General features: G+C 71.7%; 25 protein-coding genes. 13 read left to right on the forward strand and 12 right to left on the reverse strand.

Annotated elements, in window-relative coordinates:
• Window positions 1-85 precede the first annotated feature (85 nt).
• From ACWDX6_RS06460 to ACWDX6_RS06475, 4 genes are all read left to right on the forward strand, one after another.
• Window positions 86-1399 carry an extracellular solute-binding protein gene (locus ACWDX6_RS06460; RefSeq protein WP_451483807.1) on the forward strand — a complete coding sequence of 438 codons (1314 nt, stop codon included), beginning with the start codon at window positions 86-88 and terminating at the stop codon, window positions 1397-1399.
• Between the two features lie 107 nt (window positions 1400-1506).
• Entirely contained in the window at window positions 1507-2475 is a 969-nt protein-coding gene (locus ACWDX6_RS06465) for a carbohydrate ABC transporter permease (RefSeq protein WP_451483808.1), read from the forward strand.
• Window positions 2472-3308, forward strand: a complete 837-nt coding sequence (locus ACWDX6_RS06470; protein ID WP_451483809.1) for a carbohydrate ABC transporter permease — start codon at window positions 2472-2474, stop codon at window positions 3306-3308. Before ACWDX6_RS06465 ends, ACWDX6_RS06470 begins: the two co-directional genes overlap by 4 nt.
• 46 nt (window positions 3309-3354) lie before the next feature.
• Window positions 3355-4722, forward strand: a complete 1368-nt coding sequence (locus tag ACWDX6_RS06475) for a GH1 family beta-glucosidase (RefSeq protein WP_451483810.1) — start codon at window positions 3355-3357, stop codon at window positions 4720-4722.
• Here the strand turns inward: ACWDX6_RS06475 and ACWDX6_RS06480 are convergent.
• On the reverse strand, window positions 4694-5611 hold the full coding sequence (locus ACWDX6_RS06480) for an oxygenase MpaB family protein (protein WP_451483811.1): 918 nt from the start codon (window positions 5609-5611) through the stop codon (window positions 4694-4696). The two genes, ACWDX6_RS06475 and ACWDX6_RS06480, sit on opposite strands and share 29 nt — an antisense overlap.
• A 121-nt stretch (window positions 5612-5732) precedes the next feature.
• The gene (locus ACWDX6_RS06485) at window positions 5733-6221 is read right to left on the reverse strand and encodes a F0F1 ATP synthase subunit B family protein (protein WP_451483812.1); all 489 of its coding nucleotides are present in this window, start codon (window positions 6219-6221) and stop codon (window positions 5733-5735) included.
• 136 nt (window positions 6222-6357) lie between these two features.
• Here ACWDX6_RS06485 and sph point away from each other — a divergent pair, with 136 nt between their 5' ends.
• On the forward strand, window positions 6358-7389 hold the full coding sequence (sph, locus tag ACWDX6_RS06490) for a sphingomyelin phosphodiesterase (protein ID WP_451483813.1): 1032 nt from the start codon (window positions 6358-6360) through the stop codon (window positions 7387-7389).
• A gap of 61 nt (window positions 7390-7450) precedes the next feature.
• Here the strand turns inward: sph and ACWDX6_RS06495 are convergent, their stop codons facing one another.
• On the reverse strand, window positions 7451-7921 hold the full coding sequence (locus tag ACWDX6_RS06495; protein ID WP_451483814.1) for a hypothetical protein: 471 nt from the start codon (window positions 7919-7921) through the stop codon (window positions 7451-7453).
• A gap of 344 nt (window positions 7922-8265) precedes the next feature.
• Between ACWDX6_RS06495 and ACWDX6_RS06500 the strand changes: the two genes are divergently transcribed.
• Window positions 8266-9021, forward strand: a complete 756-nt coding sequence (locus ACWDX6_RS06500; protein ID WP_451483815.1) for a MerR family transcriptional regulator — start codon at window positions 8266-8268, stop codon at window positions 9019-9021.
• A gap of 30 nt (window positions 9022-9051) precedes the next feature.
• Here ACWDX6_RS06500 and ACWDX6_RS06505 read toward each other — a convergent pair whose 3' ends face one another.
• The 4 genes from ACWDX6_RS06505 to ACWDX6_RS06520 all read right to left on the reverse strand — a co-directional run bounded on the left by ACWDX6_RS06505 (window position 9052) and on the right by ACWDX6_RS06520 (window position 14848).
• Window positions 9052-11226: a 3-hydroxyacyl-CoA dehydrogenase NAD-binding domain-containing protein gene (locus ACWDX6_RS06505; RefSeq protein WP_451483816.1), complete on the reverse strand. Its 2175-nt coding sequence runs from the start codon at window positions 11224-11226 to the stop codon at window positions 9052-9054.
• Window positions 11227-11265: 39 nt separating this feature from the next.
• On the reverse strand, window positions 11266-12483 hold the full coding sequence (locus ACWDX6_RS06510; RefSeq protein WP_451483817.1) for an acetyl-CoA C-acetyltransferase: 1218 nt from the start codon (window positions 12481-12483) through the stop codon (window positions 11266-11268).
• A gap of 68 nt (window positions 12484-12551) precedes the next feature.
• A complete protein-coding gene (locus ACWDX6_RS06515; RefSeq protein ID WP_451483818.1) occupies window positions 12552-13694 on the reverse strand; it encodes an acyl-CoA dehydrogenase family protein in 1143 nt (380 codons plus the stop codon).
• Entirely contained in the window at window positions 13691-14848 is a 1158-nt protein-coding gene (locus tag ACWDX6_RS06520) for a CaiB/BaiF CoA transferase family protein (RefSeq protein WP_451483819.1), read from the reverse strand. The genes ACWDX6_RS06515 and ACWDX6_RS06520 overlap by 4 nt, the downstream gene beginning before the upstream one ends.
• 180 nt (window positions 14849-15028) lie before the next feature.
• Here ACWDX6_RS06520 and ACWDX6_RS06525 point away from each other — a divergent pair, with 180 nt between their 5' ends.
• Window positions 15029-16234, forward strand: a complete 1206-nt coding sequence (locus tag ACWDX6_RS06525) for a saccharopine dehydrogenase family protein (RefSeq protein WP_451483820.1) — start codon at window positions 15029-15031, stop codon at window positions 16232-16234.
• 110 nt (window positions 16235-16344) lie between these two features.
• Here the strand turns inward: ACWDX6_RS06525 and ACWDX6_RS06530 are convergent, their stop codons facing one another.
• Window positions 16345-16473 carry a hypothetical protein gene (locus ACWDX6_RS06530; RefSeq protein WP_451483821.1) on the reverse strand — a complete coding sequence of 43 codons (129 nt, stop codon included), beginning with the start codon at window positions 16471-16473 and terminating at the stop codon, window positions 16345-16347.
• A gap of 683 nt (window positions 16474-17156) precedes the next feature.
• On the opposite strand from ACWDX6_RS06530, the gene ACWDX6_RS06535 reads away from it, so the two are divergent.
• The 3 genes from ACWDX6_RS06535 (at window position 17157) to ACWDX6_RS06545 (ending at window position 18850) form a co-directional block, all read left to right on the forward strand.
• Entirely contained in the window at window positions 17157-17450 is a 294-nt protein-coding gene (locus ACWDX6_RS06535; protein WP_451483822.1) for a hypothetical protein, read from the forward strand.
• Window positions 17443-18264 carry a DUF2637 domain-containing protein gene (locus ACWDX6_RS06540; protein WP_451483823.1) on the forward strand — a complete coding sequence of 274 codons (822 nt, stop codon included), beginning with the start codon at window positions 17443-17445 and terminating at the stop codon, window positions 18262-18264. Before ACWDX6_RS06535 ends, ACWDX6_RS06540 begins: the two co-directional genes overlap by 8 nt.
• Window positions 18265-18493: 229 nt before the next feature.
• Window positions 18494-18850, forward strand: coding sequence for a hypothetical protein (locus tag ACWDX6_RS06545; protein ID WP_451483824.1), 357 nt, complete (start codon window positions 18494-18496; stop codon window positions 18848-18850).
• A 73-nt stretch (window positions 18851-18923) separates the two neighbouring features.
• Here the strand turns inward: ACWDX6_RS06545 and ACWDX6_RS06550 are convergent, their stop codons facing one another.
• The 3 genes from ACWDX6_RS06550 to ACWDX6_RS06560 all read right to left on the reverse strand — a co-directional run bounded on the left by ACWDX6_RS06550 (window position 18924) and on the right by ACWDX6_RS06560 (window position 20262).
• Window positions 18924-19316: a VOC family protein gene (locus ACWDX6_RS06550; protein WP_451483825.1), complete on the reverse strand. Its 393-nt coding sequence runs from the start codon at window positions 19314-19316 to the stop codon at window positions 18924-18926.
• Window positions 19313-19450, reverse strand: a complete 138-nt coding sequence (gene mmpA / locus ACWDX6_RS06555) for a morphogenic membrane protein MmpA (RefSeq protein WP_451483826.1) — start codon at window positions 19448-19450, stop codon at window positions 19313-19315. The genes ACWDX6_RS06550 and mmpA overlap by 4 nt, the downstream gene beginning before the upstream one ends.
• 113 nt (window positions 19451-19563) lie before the next feature.
• A complete protein-coding gene (locus ACWDX6_RS06560) occupies window positions 19564-20262 on the reverse strand; it encodes an endonuclease V (protein ID WP_451483827.1) in 699 nt (232 codons plus the stop codon).
• Window positions 20263-20346: 84 nt separating this feature from the next.
• Between ACWDX6_RS06560 and ACWDX6_RS06565 the strand changes: the two genes are divergently transcribed.
• Window positions 20347-20646: a YciI family protein gene (locus tag ACWDX6_RS06565; protein WP_451483828.1), complete on the forward strand. Its 300-nt coding sequence runs from the start codon at window positions 20347-20349 to the stop codon at window positions 20644-20646.
• Between the two features lie 58 nt (window positions 20647-20704).
• Here the strand turns inward: ACWDX6_RS06565 and ACWDX6_RS06570 are convergent, their stop codons facing one another.
• Window positions 20705-21787: a WD40/YVTN/BNR-like repeat-containing protein gene (locus ACWDX6_RS06570; protein WP_451483829.1), complete on the reverse strand. Its 1083-nt coding sequence runs from the start codon at window positions 21785-21787 to the stop codon at window positions 20705-20707.
• 181 nt (window positions 21788-21968) lie between these two features.
• Here ACWDX6_RS06570 and ACWDX6_RS06575 point away from each other — a divergent pair, with 181 nt between their 5' ends.
• Together ACWDX6_RS06575 and ACWDX6_RS06580 are read left to right on the forward strand one after the other, a co-directional pair.
• A complete protein-coding gene (locus tag ACWDX6_RS06575) occupies window positions 21969-22385 on the forward strand; it encodes an SsgA family sporulation/cell division regulator (RefSeq protein WP_451483830.1) in 417 nt (138 codons plus the stop codon).
• A 252-nt stretch (window positions 22386-22637) separates the two neighbouring features.
• On the forward strand, window positions 22638-24287 hold the full coding sequence (locus ACWDX6_RS06580) for an ABC-F family ATP-binding cassette domain-containing protein (protein WP_451483831.1): 1650 nt from the start codon (window positions 22638-22640) through the stop codon (window positions 24285-24287).
• Window positions 24288-24523: the final 236 nt, after the last annotated feature.

Genomic DNA, 24523 nt, shown 5'->3' on the forward strand with positions numbered 1-24523 from the left:
ATTCCTGAGAGCGCTCTCAAGCGGTGGGCCACCAGCGCGCCGACGAGCGTTTCTCGACGGACCCCGAAGCCAAGGGAGGCTTCCCATGCCCACTGCCCGAGCCGCCAGGAGCGCCGCCGCCCGTATGCGCCGCCTCGGCGCGGTCGCCCTCGCCGGGGCACTCCTCGCCGCCTGCGGATCCGGGGGGTCCGGCGGCGCCTCCGACAGCGCGGGCGGAAAGGTCACGATCACCGTCGACCTCTTCGGCTCGTTCGGCTACAAGGAGGCCGGGCTGTACGCCGCGTACGAGAAGCTCCACCCGAACGTCACGATCAAGCAGACCGACACCGAGGACGAGCAGGACTACTGGAAGTCGCTGCAGACCCGGCTCGCCGGCGGGGGCGGGCTCGCCGACGTCCAGGCCGTCGAGGTCGGCCGGATCGCGTCGGTCACCCAGCAGCAGGCGGACAAGTTCGAGGACCTGACGAGGTACGGCGCGGACAGGCTGAAGGGCGAGTTCGCCCCGGCCACCTGGTCGGCGGCGACCACCAAGGACGGCAGGATCCTCGGCCTCGGCACCGACGTCGGCCCCGAGGCCATGTGCTACCGCACCGACCTCCTCCAGCAGGCCGGACTGCCGACCGACCGCACCGAACTGGCGCGCAAGTGGTCCACCTGGGAGGGTTACCTGGCGCTGGGCGAGCAGTACCGGGCCAAGGCCCCGGCCAAGAGCGCCTGGCTGGACAGCGTCGGCAGTCTCTACACGGTCATGGTGGGCCAGGAGAAGGAGCGCTACTACGACGCGTCGGGCACGCTGATCTACGCGGACAACCCCGCCGTGAAGCATGCCTGGGAGACCTCCACCAAGGCGGCGAAGGCGGGGCTGAGCGCCAAGCTGGACCAGTGGTCGCCGCAGTGGAACCAGGCGTTCTCCGCCGGTTCCTTCGCCACGCTCCCCTGCCCCGCCTGGATGCTCGGCTACATCAAGGGCCAGGCCGGGGACGCCGGCAAGGGCAAGTGGGACATCGCCAAGCTCCCCGGCGGCGCCGGGAACTGGGGCGGCTCGTACCTCACCGTCCCGCGCGCGGCCAAGCACAAGAAGGAGGCGTACGAGCTGATCCAGTGGCTCACCGCCCCGGCGCAGCAGGCCACGCTCTTCAGGAAACAGGGGAACTTCCCCTCCTCGACCGGCGCCATCGCCCAGGTCGCGACGGCGACGGACCCGTACTTCTCGGGCGCGCCGATCGGCCGGATCTTCGGTGACGCGGCGAAGGCGGCGCCGGTGCAGGTGCTCGGCGTCCACGACAAGAACGTCGCCGACCAGATCACCAACGCGCTGAGCGAGGTGGAGCGCAAGGGCACGTCACCGGAGAAGGCGTGGTCGAACGCGCGGAAGGGTGTGGAGAACGCCATCGGCTGAGCCGACCGGCCGTGTACGGGGGCGGGCCGCCCGCCCCCGTCCGGCACCCGCTCGCCTCCCTCCCCCACGCCCCGCCCGCCCGCTCCGAACGACCGAAGGGCCGCACCGTGACCCTCACCGCCTCCGGGCCGACGACGGCGCCCGTCCCGCCGTCGCCGGCCCGGCCCCCGGGCCGCGCCCGCCGCCGCTGGGCCGCCTTCGTGCCGTACGCCTATCTCGCCCCGTTCTTCACCCTGTTCGCGGCGTTCGGCCTCTTCCCGCTGCTCTACACCGCCTTCGTCTCCCTCTACCGGGTCGAGCTCCAGACCCCCGGCGACATGGAGTGGCGGGGCCTCGGGAACTACGCGGCGCTGCTCACCGACGAGTTCTTCTGGACCGCGCTGCGCAACACCTTCACCATCGGCGTCCTGTCCACCGTCCCCCAGCTGGCGATGGCGCTGGGCCTGGCGCATCTGCTCAACTACAAGCTGCGCGGCCGGACTTTCTTCCGTACCGCCATGCTGCTGCCGTACGCGACCTCCGTCGCCGCCGCCACGCTGGTGTTCGCCCAGCTCTTCGGCCGGGACTTCGGTCTCGTCAACTACGTCCTGTCACTGGTGGGCATCGAGCCCGTCGACTGGCAGAACGGCACACTCGCCTCGCAGATCGCCGTCTCGTCGATCGTCGTCTGGCGCTGGACCGGCTACAACGCGCTGATCTATCTCGCGGGCATGCAGTCCATCCCCTCCGAGCTGTACGAGGCGGCGGAGATGGACGGGGCCTCGCGGTGGCGGCAGTTCCTCCATGTCACGCTGCCCGGGCTGCGGCCGACGATCGTCTTCACCACCGTCGTCTCCACGATCGGGGCGACCCAGCTCTTCGGTGAGCCGCTGCTCTTCGAGGGCTCGACCTCGGGCGGCATCTCGCACCAGTACCAGACGCTCGGCCTCTATCTGTACGAACAGGGCTGGGGCTTCTTCCACCTGGGCCGGGCGGCCGCGATCGCCTGGCTGATGTTCCTGCTGATCCTCGCCCTGGTCGGGGTCAACGCCCTGATCGCGCACCGCCGTTCACGTCGCGAGGAGGGCCGGGCATGACCGCGCGCTCCGCCCGTACGGGCCACGGCGGCCGCATCACGTACGCCGTCCTGATTCTCGCCGTCCTCGTCTCCGCCTTCCCGTTCTACTGGACGATCGTCGCGGCCAGCCGCTCCAACGCCGATCTGGCGCGGGTGCCACCGACCTTGCTGCCGGGCCCCAACCTGATCCGCAACTTCGAGGCGGTGATGGAGGAGGCGGACATCGGCAAGGCGCTCCTGAACTCCCTGATCGTCTCCGGCTCGATCACCCTGGGCACCGTGCTGTGCTGCACCCTGGCCGGCTTCGCCTTCGCCAAGCTGCGCTTCCGTGGCCGGGGCGCACTGCTCGCGGTCACGGTGGGCACGATGATGATCCCGCCGCAGCTCGGGGTGATCCCGCTGTTCATGCTGATCGCCGAGCTGGGCTGGGTGAACCAGCTCCAGTCGGTGATCCTGCCGGGGCTCGTCTCGGCCTTCGGGGTCTTCTTCATGCGCCAGTACCTGGTCCAGGCGCTGCCGGACGAGCTGATCGAGGCGGCCCGGGTGGACGGCGCCTCCTCCGCCCGGATCTTCTGGTCGATCGTGGTGCCGATCGCCCGGCCCGGGATGGCCGTGCTGGGGCTCCTCACCTTCATGGCCGCCTGGAACGACTTCTTCTGGCCGATCGTGGCGCTCTCCTCGCAGGAGCCGACGGTGCAGGTCGCGCTGCGCCAGCTCGGCGGCGGTTACGTCCACGACCAGTCGGTGATCATGGCCGGCACGCTGCTCGGCACGCTTCCGGTGCTGCTCGTCTTCGGCCTGCTGGGCCGGCAGATCGTCGGCGGCATCATGCAGGGCGCGGTCAAGGGCTGACCCCTCCTTCCTCTGTCTCCTCTCTCATCACGGGAGTTCCTCACCCATGAACGCTCTCTTCCCTGCCGGTTTCCGCTGGGGTTCGGCCACCGCCGCGTACCAGATCGAGGGTGCGGCGGCCGAGGACGGCCGCACACCGTCGATCTGGGACACCTTCAGCCGGACACCGGGCAGAGTCCGCAACGGTGACACCGGTGACATCGCCGCCGACCACTACCACCGGATGCGCGAGGACGTGGCCCTGATGAAGGAGGTGGGGCTCACCGACTACCGGTTCTCCCTCTCCTGGCCCCGGATCCAGCCGACCGGGCGCGGCCCGGCCGCCCAGAAGGGCCTGGACTTCTACCGTGCCCTGGCCGACGAGCTGCTGGAGGCCGGGATCCGGCCCGTCGCGACCCTCTACCACTGGGACCTGCCCCAGGAGCTGGAGGACGCGGGCGGCTGGCCGGAGCGAGCGACGGCCGAGCGGTTCGCCGAGTACGCCTCCCTCGCCGCCGAGGCGCTGGGCGACCGGATCGCCACCTGGACGACCCTCAACGAGCCCTGGTGCGCGGCCTTCCTGGGGTACGGCTCCGGTGTCCACGCGCCCGGCCGCACCGACGGGCCGGCCGCCCTGCGCGCCGCCCACCACCTCAATCTGGCGCACGGTCTCGCCGCCCGCGTTCTGCGCGGGGCGCTTCCCGCCGGCACCGAGATCTCCCTGACCCTGAACGTCCACGCGATCAGGGCGCTCTCGGATTCCCCGGAGGACCGGGACGCCGCCCGCCGGATCGACGCCGTCGGCAACCGGATCTTCCTCGACCCGGTGTTCCACGGCCGGCTCCCCGACGACCTGGTGGCCGACACGGCCCCTCTCACGGACTGGTCCTTCGTCCACGACGGCGACCTGGAGACGATCTCCGCCCCGATCGACTCGCTCGGTGTCAACTACTACTCCCCCGCCGTCGTGGCCGCCGGGACGTCGGAGTCGCCTTCGCCGTGGCCGGGGGCGGCGGACCGGGTCCGGTTCGTCCCGGCGCCCGGGCCGAGGACGGCGATGGATTGGCCGGTGGACCCGGAGGGCCTGTACGAGCTGCTCGTGCGGCTGCGCGACGAGCTGCCCGGGGTGCCGCTGCTGATCACCGAGAACGGCGCCGCCTACGACGACTACGCCGACCCGGAGGGCGAGGTCCACGATCCGGAGCGGGTGGCGTATCTGGACGCGCACCTGGCGGCGGCGCACCGGGCGATCGCCGCCGGGGCGGATGTGCGCGGCTACTTCCTGTGGTCGCTGCTCGACAACTTCGAGTGGGCGTACGGCTACGGCAAGCGGTTCGGGATCGTGCACGTGGACTTCGCGAGCCAGCGCCGTACGCCGAAGGACAGCGCGCGCTGGTACGCGGAGGTCATCGCGCGCGGCGGGCTGCTCCGCTGAGCCGGGCCCGCCGACGGGCCTCGCGCGCCATCGGCAGATAGCGCAGCCGCTCGGGAAGGACGGGCACCACGAGGCGTACGACCCGGGTGAAACGGCGCAGCCGCCGCTCCTGGTCGTCGCTCCAGGCGAGCCCGATGGCCTCGCGGGCGTCGGGTGGCGTCAGGCCGACGGTGATGAAGGAGCGGAAGCGGGCGAGCCGGGGCAGGATCACCGGCCACAGCGCGCGGAGCAGGATCCGCAGCGGCAGGGGGCCCCGGTCGGGCGGCGGTACCGGCTGGGCGGGGTCCAGCAGCTCGCGTACGACGACGGTGGCCTCCAGTTCGTCACGGAGCATCGTGCGGTAGTACGGCCAGAACTCCTCGATCGTCCGGGGCATGTCCCGGTCGTGGATGCCGAGGATCCGGCCGACCTGGAGCCACTCGGCGTAGAGCTGCCGCTCCTGGGCCTCGCTGAGCGGGCGGTGGAGATAGCGCAGGCCGTGGTGGTAGACGGGGAAACCGGTGGCGTGGACCCAGGCGTAGTGGGCGGGGGTGAGGGCGTGGTAGCGGCGGCCGTGGGCGTCGGTGCCCTGGATGGTCCGGTGGAGCCGCCGGAGCCGGCGCCCCTCCTCGGCGGCGGCCTCACCGCCGTACACCCACAGCAGTGCGGAGCGCAGTGAGCGCTCGCCACGGCCCCAGGGGTCGGTACGGAAGACGGAGTGCTCGTCGACACCGGCGCCGACGGCGGGGTGCGCGACCTGCAGGGTGAGGGCGGCGGGCAGCATCAGCAGCGCCCGGACGTCCCCGGCGACGCTCCACAGCACCCCGCCGACGGGCGGCGGCTCGGGCGGCCGGGCGGCGCCGTCGGCCGCCGCCTCGGCGGGGGTCGCGGGGGCCTTCGCTCCTGTCACCTGGTGCTCACTCCTCACACTCTCAGCCTGCCCCTCGCCGGGCCTTCGGGGCAAAGCGCGCACATGGGTGGGGGCCGCGTCCCGGGCGTGGGCCCGGGGCACGGCCCCGTACGCGTGTGTGTCAGGCGCGGTCCGCGCCGACGGGCTCGCCGACGATGCGGCCGGCCAGGGCGTGGGCCCAGGCGTCGACGTCGGCGGTCAGCTCGCGCTCGGCGGCGGCGCGCTCGGCGGCGATGCGCTCGGCACCGGCCGCGAGGATGGCGTCCCGCTCGGCGACGCCCTCGGCCCGCGCGGCGGCGATGGCGGCCGCGCCCTCCTCGGTGGCCCGGGAGCGGATGCGGGCGGCCTCGTGGCGCGCCTCGGCGAGCTCGGCCTCGTACTGCTCGCGGATCCGCGTGGCCTCGGCGCGCAGGTCGTCGGCGCGCTCGGTGCCGCCCGCGATCGCGTCCTCGCGCTCGGAGAGGGTCTTGTTGATCTTCGGCAGGATGCCCTTCGCCAGGACGAGGAAGGTCAGGCCGAACAGCACGAGGCCGAGGACGAGCTCCGCCGTGACAGGGTTGAGCGGACCGAGGTCCATATTGAAGATCGTCGAATTCTGCGCGAGGGTCATGCGCGCATCCTACCCGGTCCCAAAAGCGACAATTCAAACGAGTGGCATGGGGGCGCGGGAGAGTTGGCGCGCTGGTGCGGACCGCGAAAGATTCCCGGCACCCAACGGCTACCAGAAGGTAACCACGGCTGCTTTGATGTGCGGCGCCGGTCCAACCCCCCACTACTCCACAGGAGTTCCAGTGCCGCTCGCTCCGCTCCAGCGCCGCTTCCTCGGCGTCGCCCTCTCGGGCGCGCTCGCCGCCGCCACGCTGGCGACGACCGCTCCGCAGGCCTCGGCCGCCGAGACCCCCCGGCTGAAGGTGCTCTCCTACAACGCGTTCCTCTTCGCCAAGTCGCTCTACCCGAACTGGGGCCAGGACCACCGGGCCGAGGCCATACCCGCCGCCTCCTTCTTCCAGGGCAACGACGTCGTCGTGCTCCAGGAGGCCTTCGACAACTCCTCCTCGGACGCGCTCAAGGCGAAGGCGGCGGCCCAGTATCCGCACCAGACCCCGGTCATGGGCCGGAGCAGGACCGGCTGGGACGCCACCGGCGGCGCCTGGTCCACCACGACGCCGGAGGACGGCGGTGTGACGATCCTCAGCAAGTGGCCGATCGTCCGCAAGGAGCAGTACGTCTACAAGGACGCCTGCGGCGCCGACTGGTACTCCAACAAGGGCTTCGTCTACACGGTCCTCGACGTGAACGGCGCGCGGGTCCACGTCGTCGGCACCCACGCCCAGTCCACGGACCCGGGCTGCTCGGCGGGCGAGGCGGCGCGAACGCGCAGCCTCCAGTTCAAGGCGATGGACGCCTTCCTCGACGCCAAGAACATCCCGGCGAGCGAGCAGGTCGTCGTGGCCGGCGACTTCAACGTCGACTCGCGGACGCCCGAGTACCGCACGATGCTCTCCGACATGGGCCTCGTGGGCGAGGAGGCCAGGACCGGACACCCGTACTCGTTCGACACCGAGCTGAACTCCATCGCCTCCGAGCGCTACCCGGACGACCCGCGCGAGGACCTGGACTACGTCCTGCACCGCGCGGGCCACGCCCGGCCGACGGGCTGGACGAACAACGTGGTCCTGGAGAAGAGCGCGCCCTGGACGGTCTCCAGCTGGGGCACGCGGTACACGTACACCAACCTCAGCGACCACTATCCGGTGACCGGGTACGCGGCGGGCTGAGCACGCCTCCTGCGGGACTGCCTCGCCGGTGGTCCCGCAGGGCCTTTCCGGACTGGGCACGCTAGGACCCGTGGCCGCCGAACACGCTGTACGCCCACAGGCCCACGACGCCCACCACGCAGATCAGCACCGCCCAGGAGCCGAGGCCCGTGTGGCGGCGCCGGCGCTCGCGGCCGGGCCGGGCGGGCGGCTCCGGCCGGGAGGGGCGGCGAGCGCGGGCGGGCGGGACCCGCTCGGTCTCGGCGGCCGCGACGTCGGCGAGCAGACGGCGGCAGACCGCGGCCAGCTCGCTCGTCCCGACGGAGAGGTCGACCACGATCTCCGAGCGCGCCGGCGCCGTGGTGCCCCCGTCGAGGAGGCGCCCGGCGCGCAGCCGCGCCTGGTCCTTCCCGCCGGTGGGAGCGAGACTTATCCAGCGCCCCACGTGCTCGCCCCGGATGACCACCCCACCGCCCCGCTCCCGGTACACGGTGTGCTCCCGCCACAGGACGCCGGCCAACTCCGTGGCCGTGTCCCTGAGTTCCGCGTACATGCCCCTCCCCTGCCCCGAACTCCGCATTCGAACAAGCACGTGACTCTAGCGGCAGCTCCACCCCACCCGGCGAGTCGGGGGCGACCGTGCCCCTTACGGCCGCCTACGCCGCGAAGTCGTACACCATGACCGGTATCCCCCGGGCCACCAGCCGCTCCACGACGAGCGGTTCGACACGTGACCACTCCGCGGCGCGGTGGCGTCCCCCTCGACGTACGTGATCTCCGACATGCCCTCACCGTAGAGGCCGCCACTGACAGCGCCCCAGGGCTTTTACAACGATGGTGAGACAGCAATACTGTTGCACGTCGGGCGTGAACGGCACGGGAAGCGAGGCACCTCAGATGGCCACCGGGACCGAGGCGGGGACGTCGCCGCAGGCGGCGACGTTCACCGTCGACGAGTTGGCCGCCCGGGCCGGCGTCACCGTGCGCACGGTGCGGTTCTACGGCACCAAGGGGCTGCTGCCGCCGCCGGTGATCGGTGCCCGCCGGGTCGGACACTACGGCCCCGAGCACCTGTCCCGGCTGGCGCTGATCGAGGAGCTCCAGCGGCAGGGCATGACGCTGGCCGCGATCGAGCGGTACCTGGAGCAGCTCCCGCCCGATCTGAGCGCGCAGGACCTGGCGATCCACCGCGCGCTGGTGGCCTCCTGGGCGCCCGAGTCGGCCGAGGAGATCACCCGGCGCGAACTGGAGCGGCGGGCGGGACGGCCGTTGACCGACGAGGACGTCGAGCGGCTCGCGGCGATGGGCGTCCTGGACCGGGGGCCCGATCCGGAGGTGTTCCGGCTCGACGGGACGCTGCTGCGCCTCGGCGTCGAGCTGCTGGACGTGCCCATCGCCCACGAGACGATCCTGGCCTCCCGCACCGTCCTGCTGGAGCACGCGCGGGCGGCCGCCCAGGAGCTGTCCCGGCTGTTCCAGGACGAGGTGTGGAACCCGTACCGGGAGCGCGCCGCGGACCCGGACCACCTGGCGGCGATGAAGTCGCTCTCGGCCCATATGCAGCCGATGGTGGTCCAGGCCCTCGTCACGGCCTTCCAGCGCTCGCTGCGCGAGGAGCTGCGGGCCGCGTTCGGTCAGGCGAAGCGGGACTGAACGCGGCCCGCCCGGATCGGCGGGCCGCACCTACGCGTCGGTGAAGACCTCGCCCCGCTCCGCCTTCTCCACCAGCAGCGCCGGCGGCAGGAACCGGTCGCCGTACCGCTCGGCCAGTTCACGCGCGCGTGCCACGAAGCCGGGAAGCCCGCCCTCGTACCCGTTGATGTACTGGAGCACACCACCGGTCCAGGCCGGGAAGCCGATGCCCATGACGGAGCCGATGTTGGCGTCGGCGACCGAGGTGAGGACGTTCTCCTCCAGGCAGCGGACCGAGTCCAGCGCCTCGGAGAAGAGCATCCGCTCCTTCATGTCGTCGAAGGGGACCGTCACGTCCGAGCGCGTGAAGTGCTCGCGAAGCCCCGGCCACAGCCCGGTCCGCCTGCCCTCCTCGTCGTAGTCGTAGAAGCCCGCGCCGCCGCTGCGGCCGGTGCGCCCGAACTCGTCGACCATCCGGTCGATCACCGCGTCCGAGGGGTGTCCGGCCCAGCTGCCGCCGGCCTCCTCGATCGCGCGCCGGGTCTCGTCGCGGATCTTGCGGGGCAGCGTCAGGGTCAGCTCGTCCATGAGGGAGAGGACCTTGGCCGGGTAGCCGGCCTGGGCGGCCGCCTGCTCGACGGAGACCGGGTCGGCGCCCTCGCCGACCATCGCCACGCCCTCGTTGATGAACTGGCCGATCACCCGGGAGGTGAAGAAACCGCGCGAGTCGTTCACGACGATCGGCGTCTTGTTGATCTGCCGTACCAGGTCGAAGGCGCGGGCCAGCGCCTCGTCCCCGGTCCGCTCCCCCTTGATGATCTCCACCAGCGGCATCTTGTCGACGGGCGAGAAGAAGTGCAGGCCGATGAAGTCCTCCGGGCGCGTGACGCCCTCGGCGAGCACGGTGATCGGCAGCGTCGAGGTGTTGGAGCAGAGCAGCGCGTCCGGCTCGACGATGTCCTGGATCTCCTCGAAGACCTTGTGCTTGAGCGCGGTGTCCTCGAAGACGGCCTCGATCACGGCGTCGCAGCCGGCCAGATCGGCCGCGTCGGCGGTGGGCGTGATCCGGGCCAGCAGCGCGTCGCGCTTCTCCTCGGTCGTACGGCCGCGCGACAGCGCTTTGGCGAGCAGCTTCTCGGAGTACTCCTTGCCGCGCCGGGCGGCCTCGGCCGAGACGTCCTTGAGGACGACCTCGATGCCCGCGCGGGCGCACGAGTAGGCGATGCCCGCGCCCATCATCCCGGCGCCGAGGACGGCGACCTTGCGGACCGGCCGGGGCTCGACGCCCTGGGGGCGGTTGGCGCCGGAGTTGACGGCCTGGAGGTCGAAGAAGAACGCCTGGATCATGTTCTTGGCGGTCTGCCCGGTGACCAGCTCGGTGAAGTAGCGCGCCTCGATGATCTGGGCGGTCTCGAAGTCGACCTGGGACCCCTCGACGGCGCAGGCGAGGATGTTGCGCGGGGCCGGGTAGGGGGCGCCGTTCAGCTGCTTCTTCAGGTTGGCGGGGAAGGCCGGCAGATTGGCGGCGAACCGCGGGTTCGACGGCGTGCCGCCGGGGATCTTGTAGCCCTTGACGTCCCAGGGCTGCCGCGACTCGGGGTGGGTGTCGATGAAGGCGCGCGCCTTGGCGAACATCTCCTCGGGCGTGGCGGCGACCTCGTGGACCAGGCCGTTCTCGAGCGCCCGCAGCGGCGCGTACTGCGTGCCCTGGAGCAGCACCTTGAGGAGGGCGTCGGCGATGCCCATGAGCCGTACGGTACGGGTGACGCCGCCGCCGGCCGGGAGGAGGCCGAGGGTGACCTCGGGCAGGCCGATCCTGGAGCCGGGGGCGTCGAGGGCGATGCGGTGGTGGGCGGCGAGGGCGATCTCGTAACCGCCGCCGAGAGCCGCTCCGTTGATGGCGGCGACGACCGGCTTGCCGATGGTCTCGATACGGCGCAGGGAGCGCTTGATGGCCATGCCGGCGTCGAAGGCCTGCTGGGCCTGGCCGGGCCCGACCTTCATCATGTCCTTGAGGTCGCCGCCCGCGAAGAAGGTCTTCTTGGCGGAGGTGTAGACGATGCCGCGGATGGAGTCCTGTTCGGCCACGACGCGGTCGGCGATCGCCGCGATGGAGTCCTTGAACGCCTGGTTCATGGTGTTCGCGGACTGGTTCGGGTCGTCGAGGACGAGGGTGACGACGCCGGTCTCGTCCTGCTCCCAGCGGATGGTGGTGCTCTCGGTCATTGGAGTGTCTCCGAAGATGGGAAGGGAACGGACGGACGGTCAGACGCGCTCGACGATCGTGGCGATGCCCATGCCGCCGCCCACGCAGAGGGTGGCCAGGCCGTAGCGCTTGTCCTGGCGCTCCAGCTCGTCGACGAGCGTGCCGAGGATCATCGCGCCGGTGGCGCCCAGCGGGTGGCCGAGCGCGATCGCTCCGCCGTTGACGTTGACCTTGTCCAGGCTGATGCCCATGTCCTTCACGAACCGGAGCACCACGCCCGCGAAGGCCTCGTTGATCTCGACCAGGTCGATGTCGTCCATGGTCAGTCCGGCCTTGGCGAGCGCCTTGCGGGTCGCGGGGGCCGGGCCGGTGAGCATGATGGTCGGCTCGGAGCCGGAGACGGCCGCGGCCACGATGCGGGCCCGCGGGGTCAGGCCGTACCGCTCGCCGACCTGCTTCGAGCCGATCGCGACGAGCGAGGCGCCGTCGACGATGCCGGAGGAGTTGCCGGCGTGGTGGACGTGGTCGATCTTCTCCACCCAGTGGTACTTCTGCAGGGCGACGGCGTCGAAGCCGCCCAGGTCGCCGATGTCGGCGAAGGAGGGCTTGAGGGAGGCGAGGGAGTCGGCGGTGGTGCCGGGGCGCATGTGCTCGTCGTGGTCGAGGACGACCAGGCCGCTGCGCCGGTCCCTGACCGGGACGACGGAGCGGTCGAAGCGGCCGTCCTTCCACGCGGCGGCGGCCCGCTCCTGGGAGAGCGCCGCGTACTCGTCGACGTCGCGGCGGGAGAAGCCCTCGATGGTGGCGATGAGGTCGGCGCCGATGCCCTGCGGGACGAAGCCGGTCTCGTGGTTGGTCATGGGGTCGGCGAACCAGGCGCCGCCGTCGGAGGCCATCGGGACGCGGGACATGGACTCGACGCCGCCGGCGAGGACGAGCTCCTCCCAGCCCGAACGGACCTTCATCGCCGCCATGTTGACCGCTTCGAGGCCGGAGGCACAGAAGCGGTTCTCCTGGACGCCGGCGACGGTGTCGGGCAGTCCGGCGGCGATGGCGGCGATCCGGGCGATGTCGGAGCCCTGGTCGCCGACCGGGCCGACGACGCCGAGGACGATGTCGTCGACCGCGGCCGGGTCGAGGCCGGGGAAGCGGTCGCGGAGCTCGTGGATGAGGCCGACGACCAGGTCGATGGGCTTGGTGCCGTGCAGGGCGCCGTTGGCCTTGCCGCGGCCGCGGGGGGTGCGGATCGCGTCGTACACGTACGCTTCGGTGCTCACGAGAAGCCTTTCAGGAGGGTGGACAGCGCGGGAGGGGTGGTCAGCGCGGGAAGGTGGACAGCGGGTGGTCAGCCGAGCAGGGAACGGCCGATGATCTCCTTCATGATCTCGGTCGTGCCGCCGTAGATGGTCTGGACACGGCCGTCGGTGAAAGCCCTGGCGACCGGGAACTCGGCCATGTAGCCGTACCCCCCGTGCAGTTGCAGACAGCGGTCGGCGACCCGCTTCTGCAGTTCGGTGGCCCACCACTTGGCCATCGAGGCGTGGACGGCGTCGAGCTCCCCGTTCGAGTGATCGGCGATGCACCGGTCGAGGAAGGAGCGGGTGACGGCGCACTCGGTGGCCATCTCCGCGATCTCGAAGCGGATGTGCTGGAGCTTGGCCAGCGGCCGCCCGAAGGCCTCGCGCTCCTTGACGTACCGCGTGGTGATCTCCAGGAGGTGCTCGGCGGCGGCGATGCCGGCCACGGCGATGGCCATCCGCTCCTGCGCGAGGTTGGTCATGAGGTGGACGAAGGCGCCGTCGAGTTCCCCGAGGAGGTTCTCCTTGGGGACGCGGACGTCGCGGAAGAAGAGCTCGGCGGTGTCCTGGGACTTCTGTCCGATCTTGTCGAGGTTCCGGCCGCGCTCGAAGCCCGCCATGCCGCGCTCGACGACCAGCAGGGACAGGCCGTGGGCGCCTCCCTCGGGCGTCGTCCTCGCCACGACGATCACCAGGTCGGCGAGGATGCCGTTGGAGATGAAGGTCTTGGAGCCGTTGAGCACCCAGTGGTCGCCCCGGTCCTCGGCAGAGGTCCGGATCCCCTGGAGGTCGGAGCCCGCGCCCGGCTCGGTCATCGCTATGGCGGTGATGAGCTCGCCGGAGCAGAAGCCGGGCAGCCAGCGCCGCTTCTGCTCCTCGGTGGCGAGGGAGGTGAGGTACGGGCCGATGATGTCGTTGTGCAGGCCCAAAGCGATCCCGGGGGCGCCGGCGCGGGTGAACTCCTCGGCGAGGACGGCGCTGTAGCGGAAGTCGGGGGTGCCGCCGCCTCCGTACTCCTCGTCGACGGCGAGGCCGAGCAGCCCCTGGCGGCCGGCGGCGCGCCAGGCGTCCCGGGAGACGATGCCGTCCTTCTCCCACTGCTCGTAGTGCGGCAGGACCTCCTTGGCGAGGAAGGTGCGGACGGTCTCCCGGAAGGCGTCGTGGTCGGCGGTGTAGAGCTGGCGCTTCATGCTTCGGGCTCCTGAGGGGCGTCTTTGCTGATCAGGGACGGTACGGCCCAGTCGCGGGCGACCTCTTCGGTGTCGGCGCCCGGCCGGGCGGGGCCGGTGCGGACGGCGCCGGGCGTGGCGGAGAACCGGGGTGCGGGAGCGGGCTGGGTGAGGCCGCCGTACTCGACGAAGGTGGCGCGGGCGGCGAGATGGGGGTGGGCGGGAGCCTCGCGCAGCGAGAGGACCGGGGCCACACAGGCGTCGGTGCCGGCGAAGACCTCCGTCCACTCGTCTCTCGTACGGGTCCGGAACCGGTCGGCGACGGCGGCGCGCAGCTCGTCCCAGCGTCCGGGATCCTGACGGGCGGGGGCGGTGTCCTCGATGCCGAGGAGCCGTGCGAACTCGTCGTAGAACCGCTGCTCGAGGGCGCCGACGGCCATGTGGCGGCCGTCGGAGGTCTCATAGGTGCCGTAGAACGGGCAGCCGCCGTCCAGCAGGTTCACGCCCCGGCGGTCCTGCCAGCCGCCGGCGGCGAGCATGCCGTGGATCATGGTGGCGAGGTGGGCGGCACCGTCGACGATGGCCGCGTCGACGACCTGGCCCTCGCCGTGCACGCGCGCGTGCTGGAGGGCGGCGAGGACGCCGACGACAAGGTAGAGCGAGCCGCCCGCGTAGTCGCCGACGAGGTTGGCGGGCACGGTGGGCGGCCCGTCCGGGTCGGGGCCGATCATGTGGAGCGTGCCGGTGAGGGCGAGGTAGGCGATGTCGTGTCCGGCGGTGGCGGCGAGCGGGCCGTCCTGCCCCCAGCCGGTCATCCGGCCGTAGACCAGCGCCGGATTGCGGGCGAGGCAGGCGTCGGGGCCGACGCCGAGCCGCTCGGCGACGCCGGGCCGGTACCCCTCGACGAGGATGTCGGCCCGTTCGACGAGGTCAAGGACGGCCGCCGGCCCGCCCTCGGCCTTGAGGTCGAGGAGGACGGAGCGCTTGTTGCGGTTGGTGAGGTCGTACGCGGGGTCGATGCCGAGCCCTGCCCCGCCGGGGCGGTCGACCCGGACGACGTCGGCGCCGAGGTCGGCCAGGAGCATGGCCGCGAAGGGGCCGGGCCCGATGCCGGCCAGCTCGACCACGCGCACGCCGGAGAGCGGGCCCTTCGGGGGGTTCCGCGTCCCTGCCATCAAGCCCCCAGCTGTGTGTGACACCAGTGATGTAACACCAGAGATGCTAGGAACGTGTTCCACCGTGCACAAGACCCCGGGCCGAGCAAGCGCTTGGAAATTGCGCCGGTGCGGAGTTCCGCTAGGCTCCGCCGACGACACGCGCCCGGACGACGGCGCGGGCGACGGCGGAGGGGCTGGATGGAGACTGGGGCGGGCACGGGGCGGGACGCGGCGGCACGGCCGTACGACCTCGTCCTCTTCGGGGCGACGGGGTTCGTGGGCGAACTCACCGCGGAGTATCTGGCCGAGCACGCTCCGGCCGGGTGCCGGTGGGCGCTCGCCGGTCGTGACCGCGCCAAGCTGGCGGCGCTGCGGGACCGGCTCACGGCCCGGTGGCCGCGGTGCGCGGAGCTTCCGCTGATCGTGGCGGACTCGGCCGACCCGGTCGCGCTGCGCGAACTCGCCGAGTCCACCGGGGTGGTGGCGACGACGGTCGGCCCCTATGTCTGGTACGGCGAGGGGCTGGTCGCCGCGTGCGCGGAGGCCGGCACGGACTATGTCGACCTGACCGGCGAGGCGGAGTTCGTCGATCTGATGTACGTACGGTACGACGCGCGGGCCCGGGAGACGGGGGCGCGGATCGTCCACGCGTGCGGGTTCGACTCCGTGCCGCACGATCTGGGCGTGTACTTCACCGTCCAGCAGCTGCCGAAGGACGTACCGCTGAGGATCGACGGCTTCGTCCGGGCGGGGGCCGTCTTCTCGGGCGGGACCTTCGCGTCGGCGCTCACCGCGATGGGGCGGGGCCGGGAGATCCTGCGCGCCGCGCACGAGCGGCGGTTGCACGAGCCGCGGCTGGTGGGCCGCCGCGCCAGGGCGCCGCTGGGCGGCCCGCGGTTCAGCACGGAGACCGGCACCTGGGCGCTGCCGCTGCCGACGCTCGACCCGCAGGTGGTGGCGCGGTCGGCGGCGGCGCTGGAACGTTACGGCCCCGACTTCCGCTACCGGCACTACGCCTCGGTCAGGACGCTCCCGATGGCGATCGGCGGCGCGGCGGCGGTCGGTACGGGCCTGGCGGCGGCGCAACTGGCGCCACTGCGCCGGTGGCTGATGGGCCGGTACGAGGCGGGCCAGGGGCCGAGCGCGGAGCGGCGGGCACGGAGCTGGTTCTCCGTGCGGTTCGTCGGCGAGGGTGGTGGCCGGCGGGTGTTCACCGAGGTCTCCGGCGGTGACCCGGGGTACGACGAGACGGCGAAGATGCTCGCGGAGTCGGCGCTCTGCCTGGCCTTCGACACACTGCCGAAGACGTCCGGGCAGGTCACGACGGCGGCCGCGATGGGCGACGCGCTACTCGACCGGCTGCGGGCGGCGGGGATCCGCTTCCGGGTGGCCGACGCGCGTTAGGGTCTTCCGTTCGGATCAGGACGGATCAGGGAGCGGGGTTTGGCGCATGGGGTCTCCCCATGCCCGCCAGGGCCGAGGGAGCGGCGGCAGGGCCCGCGAGCCCGGCATGATCAGGTGTGGCGCAGGCGTTGCACCTTGCCGCTGCTCCAGGGTCCGGTGGGCCCGGGAGAGTCTCCCGGGCCGCTGCCGAACTCGGCGAGTTCGTGCTTCCAGTCGAACGACTCGGCAACAGCTGCCACATAAAGCCCTGAAACGGTGTCCAAGCGGTGGAAGAATCGTTTTGACGAACGTGACAGACGAGCATTGGGCAGATTCCCGCCGCGGCGCAGAGGCCGGCAGCGGCAAGCGCAGAGCGGTATCCCGTCTTCCGGAACAAGCGCGCCGAAGGCCTTCCCCCAGCCCGGCACACGCCCGTGGCCAGGTCTCCGAAGAAGCCGCGGACCGGGGCACACCGCTGTACACGCAGCTCGCCGCGGAATGGGCCGTCCGAGGCGCCACCGTCCCCTGCCGCCCCGACCCGCTGTGGCAGCGCCTGGTCTCTGCCGAATACCTCAGGCGCGAGACGGAAAGCATCGTGCGCCGGCTCCACCTGGCGGGAGATCCCCGCCCGGTGGAAGTCGCAGCCGAGTCGGTTCAATCGAAGGCACTCACCTGAACCACGCTTCTCCGGTGTGCCGGGGCGGCTCGGGCACCCTCTCATTCCGTCTCCATTGGCGGACGCCCACGCCACACCGTTCACCCGCAGGTTCCGTCCGTCGGCGGAACTGTCTGAATTGCCGGGGGTTGTCTCGCACAGTTCGTGTCCCGGATAGCCGTGAAGGAATTTGCAGAACCGATAAAACTCCCGAGAGTCCCCCGGTTGGAGGCGCAGGGTCACCCGAACGCCGCGCATCGGGGAGATTCGGCCAGGCGTTAGCCGGGCATGACCCCAGCACTGCCTGAAAGCTTCACCTCCAGGCGCGCGAGTGCGCCTTCCTGGGCGGACGGCTCCGTTGCCATAGGCGATTTCGTGTTCCTTCCCGCCTCCTCGGCCGAAGGCGTCAACGCACGCCTCGAGGGAGTCGGCGGAGTGATTGCCCTGACGTGGTCAGCCCCGACTCTGGAGGAGTTCGTCGCGGCCATGTCCCAGCTTGAGCGGGAGTTTCTCAGCGCCTGGAGGGATGCCCACCTGCCGCAGCCGGCTCAGGGAAGAGCGGTGCTTCACCATCATGCGTGAGTGGCATGCCGAAGAAGCACTGGACGCACGTTCGGGCTTCTACCATCGAGTCGAGGATCAGCAGGGGGCTCGGTCGTCGGCTGAGGACGAGGCCCACCCTCAGAGGAACTTTCACGGCCCGCACCCGTCGAACCGTCTGACGGATTCCGGGTGGGATCCGACCGAAGAGCTCGCCTTCCTCCTCCAGGAGGCCATGCAGGCTGAACAGGCCCCCTCCTCGGCCTTCTTGCCGGACGACGACGATTACTCACACGACCGCACCCGCCTGGAAAGCCTCGCCGACTTCGCAACCGACCTGCCACCTGTGCGTTCCGCCGGGGCCGGCCACCGAAAGGCCCGGCGCACCACGGTGAGTTGGGCGCGAGTGGTCAGCTTCTCCATCGCATCGCTCGGGGTCTTCCTCGTGTGCGTCGTCAGCATTCTCAGCGGTGCGATCGCATACGGCCCCCTACTGCGCATCGCTGAGTCCCGAGCGCCTGCCGGCATGGTCGCGTGGTGGCCGTATCTCATCTTCGGGCCCTGGGTCGTGGCTTCTCTGTCCATTCTGCGCGCTGCTTTTCATCAACGCCGCGCCGCAAACTCTTGGCTCGTTGTCCTGTTCTTCTCGCTCATGGCGATATGGCTCTGTGTAGCGGAGGCCGACTGGAGTTGTACCGATGTGGCGGCAGCCGCTTTGCCCACCGCGGCGTCGCTGGCTTGCTTTCACCAACTGGTCCGCTTCATCACCCTCACCAAGCCACCCCGCAACCCAAGACGCCGCCGCCGCGTCTCCTCACCCCTCCCGCCCTCCCCAGCCGGCGATCGCCGCCCATGACCTCCCCCTCCGTCGGCGCCCGGGGCCCGATGAAAGACCTGATGAATCCACCGGTACGTGGCGGCCCGCCGTAAGGAATGAGGCGTCGCCTCGCTCACGTGGCAAGTCTCCCAATTTCAAGATCCACCACGCAAGATCCGTCACTCGATCGGATGACGGCTGCCGAAAAGTCGTCTTATCCGCCTTGGGTGAGCCCCCGTACGCCCCCACTTGAAAGGAGCCTTACCCCATGGATTTGTCCCTGTGGCTTCTGCTGGCATGCGTCTCGGCATGCTCGCTGGTGACCACATTCGCCTCGTCCGCCCGGACGGGCATGCCGCGGCACGACACACAGGAGTTGCGGCGCCGCCAGCATCTGATTCACGTACTCGAAGCCAACGCACGCCTCGTTCGTCGTGAAGGCGAGAAAGCGGTCGGCTTCGCGTTCGTAGCGCCGGTGGAGTCGGCGGCAGCCGGCGAGCCGGGCCATGGTGCATTCGATGGCCAAGTGGTGGCGACCCAGTCGCTGCGTCCGGAGAAGCGCCGGGGCGCCGCCGCCCCGACTGGGCGGACGACGCGGACGGCAACAGCTGCCGCTGCTCGGTGAAGCCCCGACACCTCCACCACACCGGAGGTCGTCGCCGTGATCGGATCCTGACGAGTGCCGGAAACGCTCGGGCTCAGTACCCCCGGCGCGGGGAGTGGCGTACGAGGCAGAAGGGGTGGCCGGCCGGGTCCGCGTAGATGCGCCAGGCGCGGTCGGCGCCCCCCTCGTCCAGCTGCCACGCTCCGAGGGCGAGGACCGCGTGGTGGGCGGCCTCCAGGTCCTCGACGCGTACGTCGAGATGGAACTGCTGCTCGGGCGAGCCCCAGACGGGCGGCCGGTGGTCCGCCACGCCCTGGAAGGCGAGGACCGGCGCGCCGGAGGCGTCGTGGAGGGTGGCCCACGCGTCGCTGACGGCCCACTGGGGGTCCGGGCGGTTGATCTCTCCGCCGAGCAGCCCTTGGTAGAAGGTGGCCAGCTCCATGACGTCGGGGCAGTCGAGGACGACGCACTGCAGGCTGCCGATCACGCCGCCATCACCCAGCCGGCGAGGACGACGACCATGGCGCAGACCCAGACCAGGGCGACGGCCGCGGCGACGCAGAGGACCGCGATCATGCCGCGTTCGACGGGGCGGAGCTCGGTGGGAGCGGGGGTTGTCATGCCCGCCACTCTGCCGCCCGGGATCGGGGCCCGCCATCCGTACTCGTACTCAGGTCGTCCGGGCTCCGCCGCCGCTCGTGCTCACCTCAGGGTGGCGGCCGGGCCCGGCTCGGTCACGTTGCGGTACCGAGCACTTCCTTCAGCGCCCGGCGGCAGAGGGAGTCGGCGTGGCGGGTCGTCTCGGGGATGCGGTAGCGGGGGCTGAGGTGCAGGGTGTGGGCGCAGGCGGTGTCCAGCGACACCCGGTGGCCGACGGAGACGAACACGGGCTTCACCCCGGCCTGGGTGCGCAGCGCGCGGCCGACCTCCTCGTCGTCGGCGAGGAGGGGGGCGAAGTCGCCGCGTGCGGAGCCCGGTTGCTCGTAGGTGAAGGTGAAGGGGTTCTTGGCGACGCCGATGGAGGGCCGTCCCGTCAGAACTCCCAGGTGGCTCGCGAGGCCGAAGCGGCGGGGGTGGGCGAGGCCGTAGCCGTCGCACACGAGCAGCCCCGGGTCGGTCCCGAGCCGGTCCAGGGCGGCGAGCACGGTCGGGATCTCACGGAAGGCGAGAAGCCCGGGGACGTACGGGAACGAGACCCGGCCCACCGCCGTGGCCTCCTCCACCACCTCGCGCGTCCGCGCGTCGAGCACGACGGCCGCGGCGGCGACGAGGTCCCGCTCGTCGTCGTACGCCACGTCGAGCCCCGTCACATGGCCCGTGCCGGGCGCGGGGCCCGGCTCGTCGAGCACGAGCCGCTGCCGCAGCTCCCGCTGGAGCTCACGCGCGTCGCCCTCGTCGGCGGGCCACCCCGCCGGAATGTCGATGATCTTCATGATGACGGCCACCCTACGGCGCCCCTCCGTCCGCCAGGCGAGCGGTTCTCCCGCCCGCCGACGTCCCCCGGTAGCCTGACGATCATGTTCGTACTGGAATTGACCTACACCGCGCCCGTCGAGCGCGTCGACGCGCTGATGGAGGCGCACATGGCGTGGCTCGACGCGCAGTACGCCGCCGGGGTGTTCATCGCCTCGGGGCGGAAGAACCCGCGCGACGGGGGCGTCGTTCTCGCCGTCGGGGTCGACCGCCCGGAGATCGAGAAGATCGCGGCGGCCGACCCGTTCAGCGTCGAGGGCGTGTGCGCGTACCGGATCACGGAGTTCTACGCGACCAAGACGTCCGACGCGCTCGCCCCGTACCGGGAGCGGTTGCCCGCCTAGGGTCTTTCGTTTGGATCAGGCCGGCATGATCCGAACGAGAGGCCCTAGGGCCGATCTCCTAGGGACGGCCCAGGCGGGCGATGCGGCCCTTCTCGCCGGAGGCCCAGCAGGTGCCGTCCCGTGCGCAGTCGACCGTGTCGTACGAGCCGGTGTCGACCGTCCGCCAGCTGCGGCCGCCGTCCGTCGTCAGGTCCGTGCCGGTCGGGCCGACGGCGAGCGCGGCCGACCTGCTGTGCGGGAGCCAGGCGACGCCCGAGCGGTAGGCGGGCGGGGGTGCGGCGGCCTGGCGCCAGGTGCGGCCGGCGTCGCCCGTCACCGCGGCCGCCCGCAGGGAGGGCTGGTCCTTGCGGTAGTCGCCGCCGACCGCGAGACCGTGGGTGCGGTCGCGGAAGGCGAGACCGAAGACGCCCCGCGCCGGATCCCCGGCCGGGACTGTCGATTCGGCGACGGTCCAGGTCAGCCCCCGGTCGGCGGAGTGCAGTACCCGCGCCGCGGCCCCGCCGCCGGTCGCCAGCCACACGTCCCTGGGCCCGGACGAGACCAGGCACTGACCGCTCGCCGCGAACCCCGCCTCGCCCGGCAGCGCCGCCGGCATCCCCGTGTCCGGGAGCACCGTCCAGGAGCGGCCGCCGTCGCGGGTCGACAGGATGCGGAACTTCCCGTCGACGGGGTCGCTCATCGCCAGCCCGTGCCGGTGGTCGAAGAAGGTCATGCAGTCGTAGAAGGCGCGCGGGTCGGTGTTGCGGAAGGACTCGGTCCAGTTCGCCCCGCCGTCCTCCGTGCGGAAGACCCGTGACGCCTCGCCCTCGCCGATCGCCAGGACCACCGCTCCGCGGGCGCCGAACGCCTCGACGTCGCGGAACTCCAGCTCCCCGGCCCCCGGCGGAGACACGTTCCGCCAGGTGCGGCCGCCGTCGCCGGTCCGCAGCACCGTTCCCTTCGAACCGGCGGCCCAGGCGACCTTCCGGTCCACCGCCGCGAGCCCCCGGAAACGGGCGTCCGTGCCGGTCGGCGTGAGCTGCCAGCCGACCGCGGCAGATGAGGTCTCCCCGGCCTGCGCCGGGGACGCCAGGGCCATGGCGAGGGCCGCTCCGGCAAGACCCACCGACATCATTCGTCTCGTCTTCCCCATGGACGTCATGGCGCGGGAAGCTAGCCCACGAGGAAGGTGCCGTCCAGAGTGCCTCCGGGGTGCCGTGGCCCACCGCCCGGGGCGGTGACACAGCTCACGTCACCCCACAGTGCACGTTCCCGCCCGATCCTTCGTCTTCCCTGGTGTCAGGGAGACGTCAGGAACCGAAGCCGCGTGACAGGAGCTGGCCTTGTCCACCGTCATCGAGCAGGCCGTCCAGGCCCGTCTGGTCGCATCCGCTCCGCGGATGGAAACCGTCCCCGCCACACTGCGCTACGACCGCGAGGACCCGTTCGCGGTGAGCATGGCCTTCCCGCCGCCCGCGACGCTCGAGGGCGTCGAGGTGTCGTGGGCGTTCGCGCGCGAGCTGCTGGCGCGGGGCGTCGACGCGCCGGCGGGGGACGGGGACGTCCGTGTGCGCCCCTACGGCTACGACCGGACCGTCGTGGAGTTCCACGCGCCCGAGGGCGTGGCCGTGGTCCATGTCCGCACCTGCGAGCTGCGGCGTTTCCTGGAGCGCTCGCAGCATCTGGTGCCGGCCGGGCGCGAGCACCACTACCTCGACTGGGACGAGGAGCTGGCGGCGCTCCTGGAGGAGTACTCGTAGGTCCCGGGCGTGGACCGGGCGTAAATCGGTTGCCGCCCGCTCGGCGGCGGGCGTACCGTCCTGACCTGGCCCTGTTGTCGCCCGATCGGAGAAGGCCGTTGCTCGTCTGAGGTTTCGAGACACCGTGCCGCGCGTGCCCCGTCGTATCGCGTGTGCCGTCTTCGACCTCGGCGTACGAGCCTTGCTCCCTGCCCGCGTCCTCGGTGTCTCACCCGTTGCCCCAGCCCACGCTCACGCAACCGGGAGGCCCCCATGGCGACCCATCCCACTTTCATCACCTGCTCCGCCCTCTCCTTCTCCTGGCCGGACGGCACGGAGGTCCTCGACGACTTCCGGCTCGCGGTCGGGCCCGGCAGGACCGGCCTGATCGGTCTGAACGGCTCCGGGAAGTCCACGCTCCTGAAGCTGATCGCCGGCGAGCTGACCCCCACCGAGGGGACCGTCCGCACGGCCGGCGACGTCGGGTACCTGCCGCAGAACCTGGTCCTGGACACCGCGCTCCGGGTCGACGAGGCCCTCGGCATCGCCCGGGCCCGTGCCGCGCTGCACGCCATCGAGTCCGGCGATCCCGCCGAGGAGCACTTCACGGCCGTCGGCGACGACTGGGACGTGGAGGAGCGCGCACTCGCCACGCTCGACCAGCTCGGTCTGGGGCACATCGGCCTGGACCGCACCATCGGCGAGGTGTCGGGCGGCGAGTCCGTGCTGCTGAGGCTGGCCGCGCTGCTGCTGGCGCGGCCGGACGTCCTGCTGCTCGACGAGCCGACCAACAACCTCGACCTGTACGCGCGCCGGCGGCTGTACGCGGCGGTGGAAGCCTGGTCCGGGGTGCTGGTCGTGGTCAGCCACGACCGTGAACTCCTGGAGCGGGTCGACCAGATCGCCGATCTGCGCGACGGCGAGGTCTCCTGGTACGGCGGCGCGTACTCCGCCTACGAGCGGGCCCTCGCGGCCGAACAGGAGGCGGCGGAGCGGATGGTGCGCGCCGCCGAGGCCGATGTGCAGCGGCAGAAGCGCGAACTGTCCGAGGCTCAGATGAAGTTGGCGCGGCGCAAGCGGTACGCGCAGAAGAGCGAGCGGAACAAGGTGGTGCCGAAGATCGTCGCGCACAGCCGCAAGAGCGAGGCGCAGGTCTCGGCCGGCAAGCACCGCGCCCTGCACTCCGAGCGGCTCGACGCGGCGAAGGAGCGGCTCGACGCCGCGGTCGAGGCGGTACGGGACGACGACGAGATCAGGATCGAGCTCCCGCGCACCACGGTCCACCCGGGCCGCGGGGTGCTGGAACTGCGCGACCTGCGGCTGCGTCACGGGGCGCGGGTAGCGGGCGGGTTCGAGCTGCGCGGCCCGGAGCGGATCGCGCTGGTCGGCCGCAACGGGTCGGGCAAGACGACGCTGCTGCGGACGATCGCCGGGGAGATCCCGCCGGTGTCGGGCGAGGCGGTGGCGCGGGTGCCCGTGCGGTTCCTGCCGCAACGGCTCGACGTCCTGGACGACGCGTTGAGCGTGGTGGAGAACGTGGCCCGGTTCGCGCCCACGGCGTCGGGGAACGCGATCCGGGCCCGGCTCGCCCGGTTCCTGTTCAAGGGGGCGCGGGCGGATCAGCCGGCCGGCACGCTGTCGGGCGGCGAGCGGTTCCGCGCGACGCTGGCGGCGCTGCTGCTCGCTGATCCGGCCCCGCAGCTGCTGATGCTGGACGAGCCGACGAACAACCTGGACATGGCGTCCGTCCGGAAGCTGACGGCGGCGCTGGAGGCGTACGAGGGGGCGCTGATCGTGGCCAGTCATGACGTGGCGTTCCTGGAGTCCCTGGGCATCACCCGCTGGCTGCTGCTCGACGGCGAGCTGCGTCCGACGACGGCCGAGGCCGTGCGGGAAGGGACGCTCCAGGACACCCTCGGGTGATTTCGGCGCGAGGCCGCACCGGGTGTGGTCGCCGGGTGCGGTCATGACCGCGGGCTCAGGGGGTAACGGAAAGGCGTGACCTGGCTCTCCCTCGCCCCGGCGTGAGCTGCGCCCATAACGGAACGTAACCGGACATCGCCGGGACGGGCTTGGCCGAGCGCCTTACGGAGCCTTAACCTACGGTTTCGTAACCTACGAATGCGTAGGTATTTCGTCCCCTTTCCCCGTCCCCCAGG

The organism is Streptomyces sp. NPDC003027 (assembly GCF_053591435.1).

Excerpts from the sequence above, each read along its gene's own strand:
- ACWDX6_RS06500 (WP_451483815.1), top strand. The coding sequence starts at position 8,266 with ATGGCCACCGGGACCGAGGCGGGGACGTCGCCGCAGGCGGCGACGTTC.
- ACWDX6_RS06545 (WP_451483824.1), top strand. The coding sequence starts at position 18,494 with ATGGATTTGTCCCTGTGGCTTCTGCTGGCATGCGTCTCGGCATGCTCG.
- ACWDX6_RS06560 (WP_451483827.1), bottom strand. The coding sequence starts at position 20,262 with ATGAAGATCATCGACATTCCGGCGGGGTGGCCCGCCGACGAGGGCGAC.
- ACWDX6_RS06580 (WP_451483831.1), top strand. The coding sequence starts at position 22,638 with ATGGCGACCCATCCCACTTTCATCACCTGCTCCGCCCTCTCCTTCTCC.
- ACWDX6_RS06470 (WP_451483809.1), top strand. The coding sequence starts at position 2,472 with ATGACCGCGCGCTCCGCCCGTACGGGCCACGGCGGCCGCATCACGTAC.
- mmpA (WP_451483826.1), bottom strand. The coding sequence starts at position 19,450 with ATGACAACCCCCGCTCCCACCGAGCTCCGCCCCGTCGAACGCGGCATG.
- ACWDX6_RS06565 (WP_451483828.1), top strand. The coding sequence starts at position 20,347 with ATGTTCGTACTGGAATTGACCTACACCGCGCCCGTCGAGCGCGTCGAC.
- ACWDX6_RS06485 (WP_451483812.1), bottom strand. The coding sequence starts at position 6,221 with ATGACCCTCGCGCAGAATTCGACGATCTTCAATATGGACCTCGGTCCG.
- ACWDX6_RS06520 (WP_451483819.1), bottom strand. The coding sequence starts at position 14,848 with ATGGCAGGGACGCGGAACCCCCCGAAGGGCCCGCTCTCCGGCGTGCGC.
- ACWDX6_RS06535 (WP_451483822.1), top strand. The coding sequence starts at position 17,157 with ATGACCCCAGCACTGCCTGAAAGCTTCACCTCCAGGCGCGCGAGTGCG.
- ACWDX6_RS06495 (WP_451483814.1), bottom strand. The coding sequence starts at position 7,921 with ATGTACGCGGAACTCAGGGACACGGCCACGGAGTTGGCCGGCGTCCTG.
- ACWDX6_RS06570 (WP_451483829.1), bottom strand. The coding sequence starts at position 21,787 with ATGACGTCCATGGGGAAGACGAGACGAATGATGTCGGTGGGTCTTGCC.
- ACWDX6_RS06515 (WP_451483818.1), bottom strand. The coding sequence starts at position 13,694 with ATGAAGCGCCAGCTCTACACCGCCGACCACGACGCCTTCCGGGAGACC.
- ACWDX6_RS06460 (WP_451483807.1), top strand. The coding sequence starts at position 86 with ATGCCCACTGCCCGAGCCGCCAGGAGCGCCGCCGCCCGTATGCGCCGC.
- ACWDX6_RS06475 (WP_451483810.1), top strand. The coding sequence starts at position 3,355 with ATGAACGCTCTCTTCCCTGCCGGTTTCCGCTGGGGTTCGGCCACCGCC.
- ACWDX6_RS06525 (WP_451483820.1), top strand. The coding sequence starts at position 15,029 with ATGGAGACTGGGGCGGGCACGGGGCGGGACGCGGCGGCACGGCCGTAC.
- ACWDX6_RS06505 (WP_451483816.1), bottom strand. The coding sequence starts at position 11,226 with ATGACCGAGAGCACCACCATCCGCTGGGAGCAGGACGAGACCGGCGTC.
- ACWDX6_RS06540 (WP_451483823.1), top strand. The coding sequence starts at position 17,443 with ATGCGTGAGTGGCATGCCGAAGAAGCACTGGACGCACGTTCGGGCTTC.
- sph (WP_451483813.1), top strand. The coding sequence starts at position 6,358 with ATGTGCGGCGCCGGTCCAACCCCCCACTACTCCACAGGAGTTCCAGTG.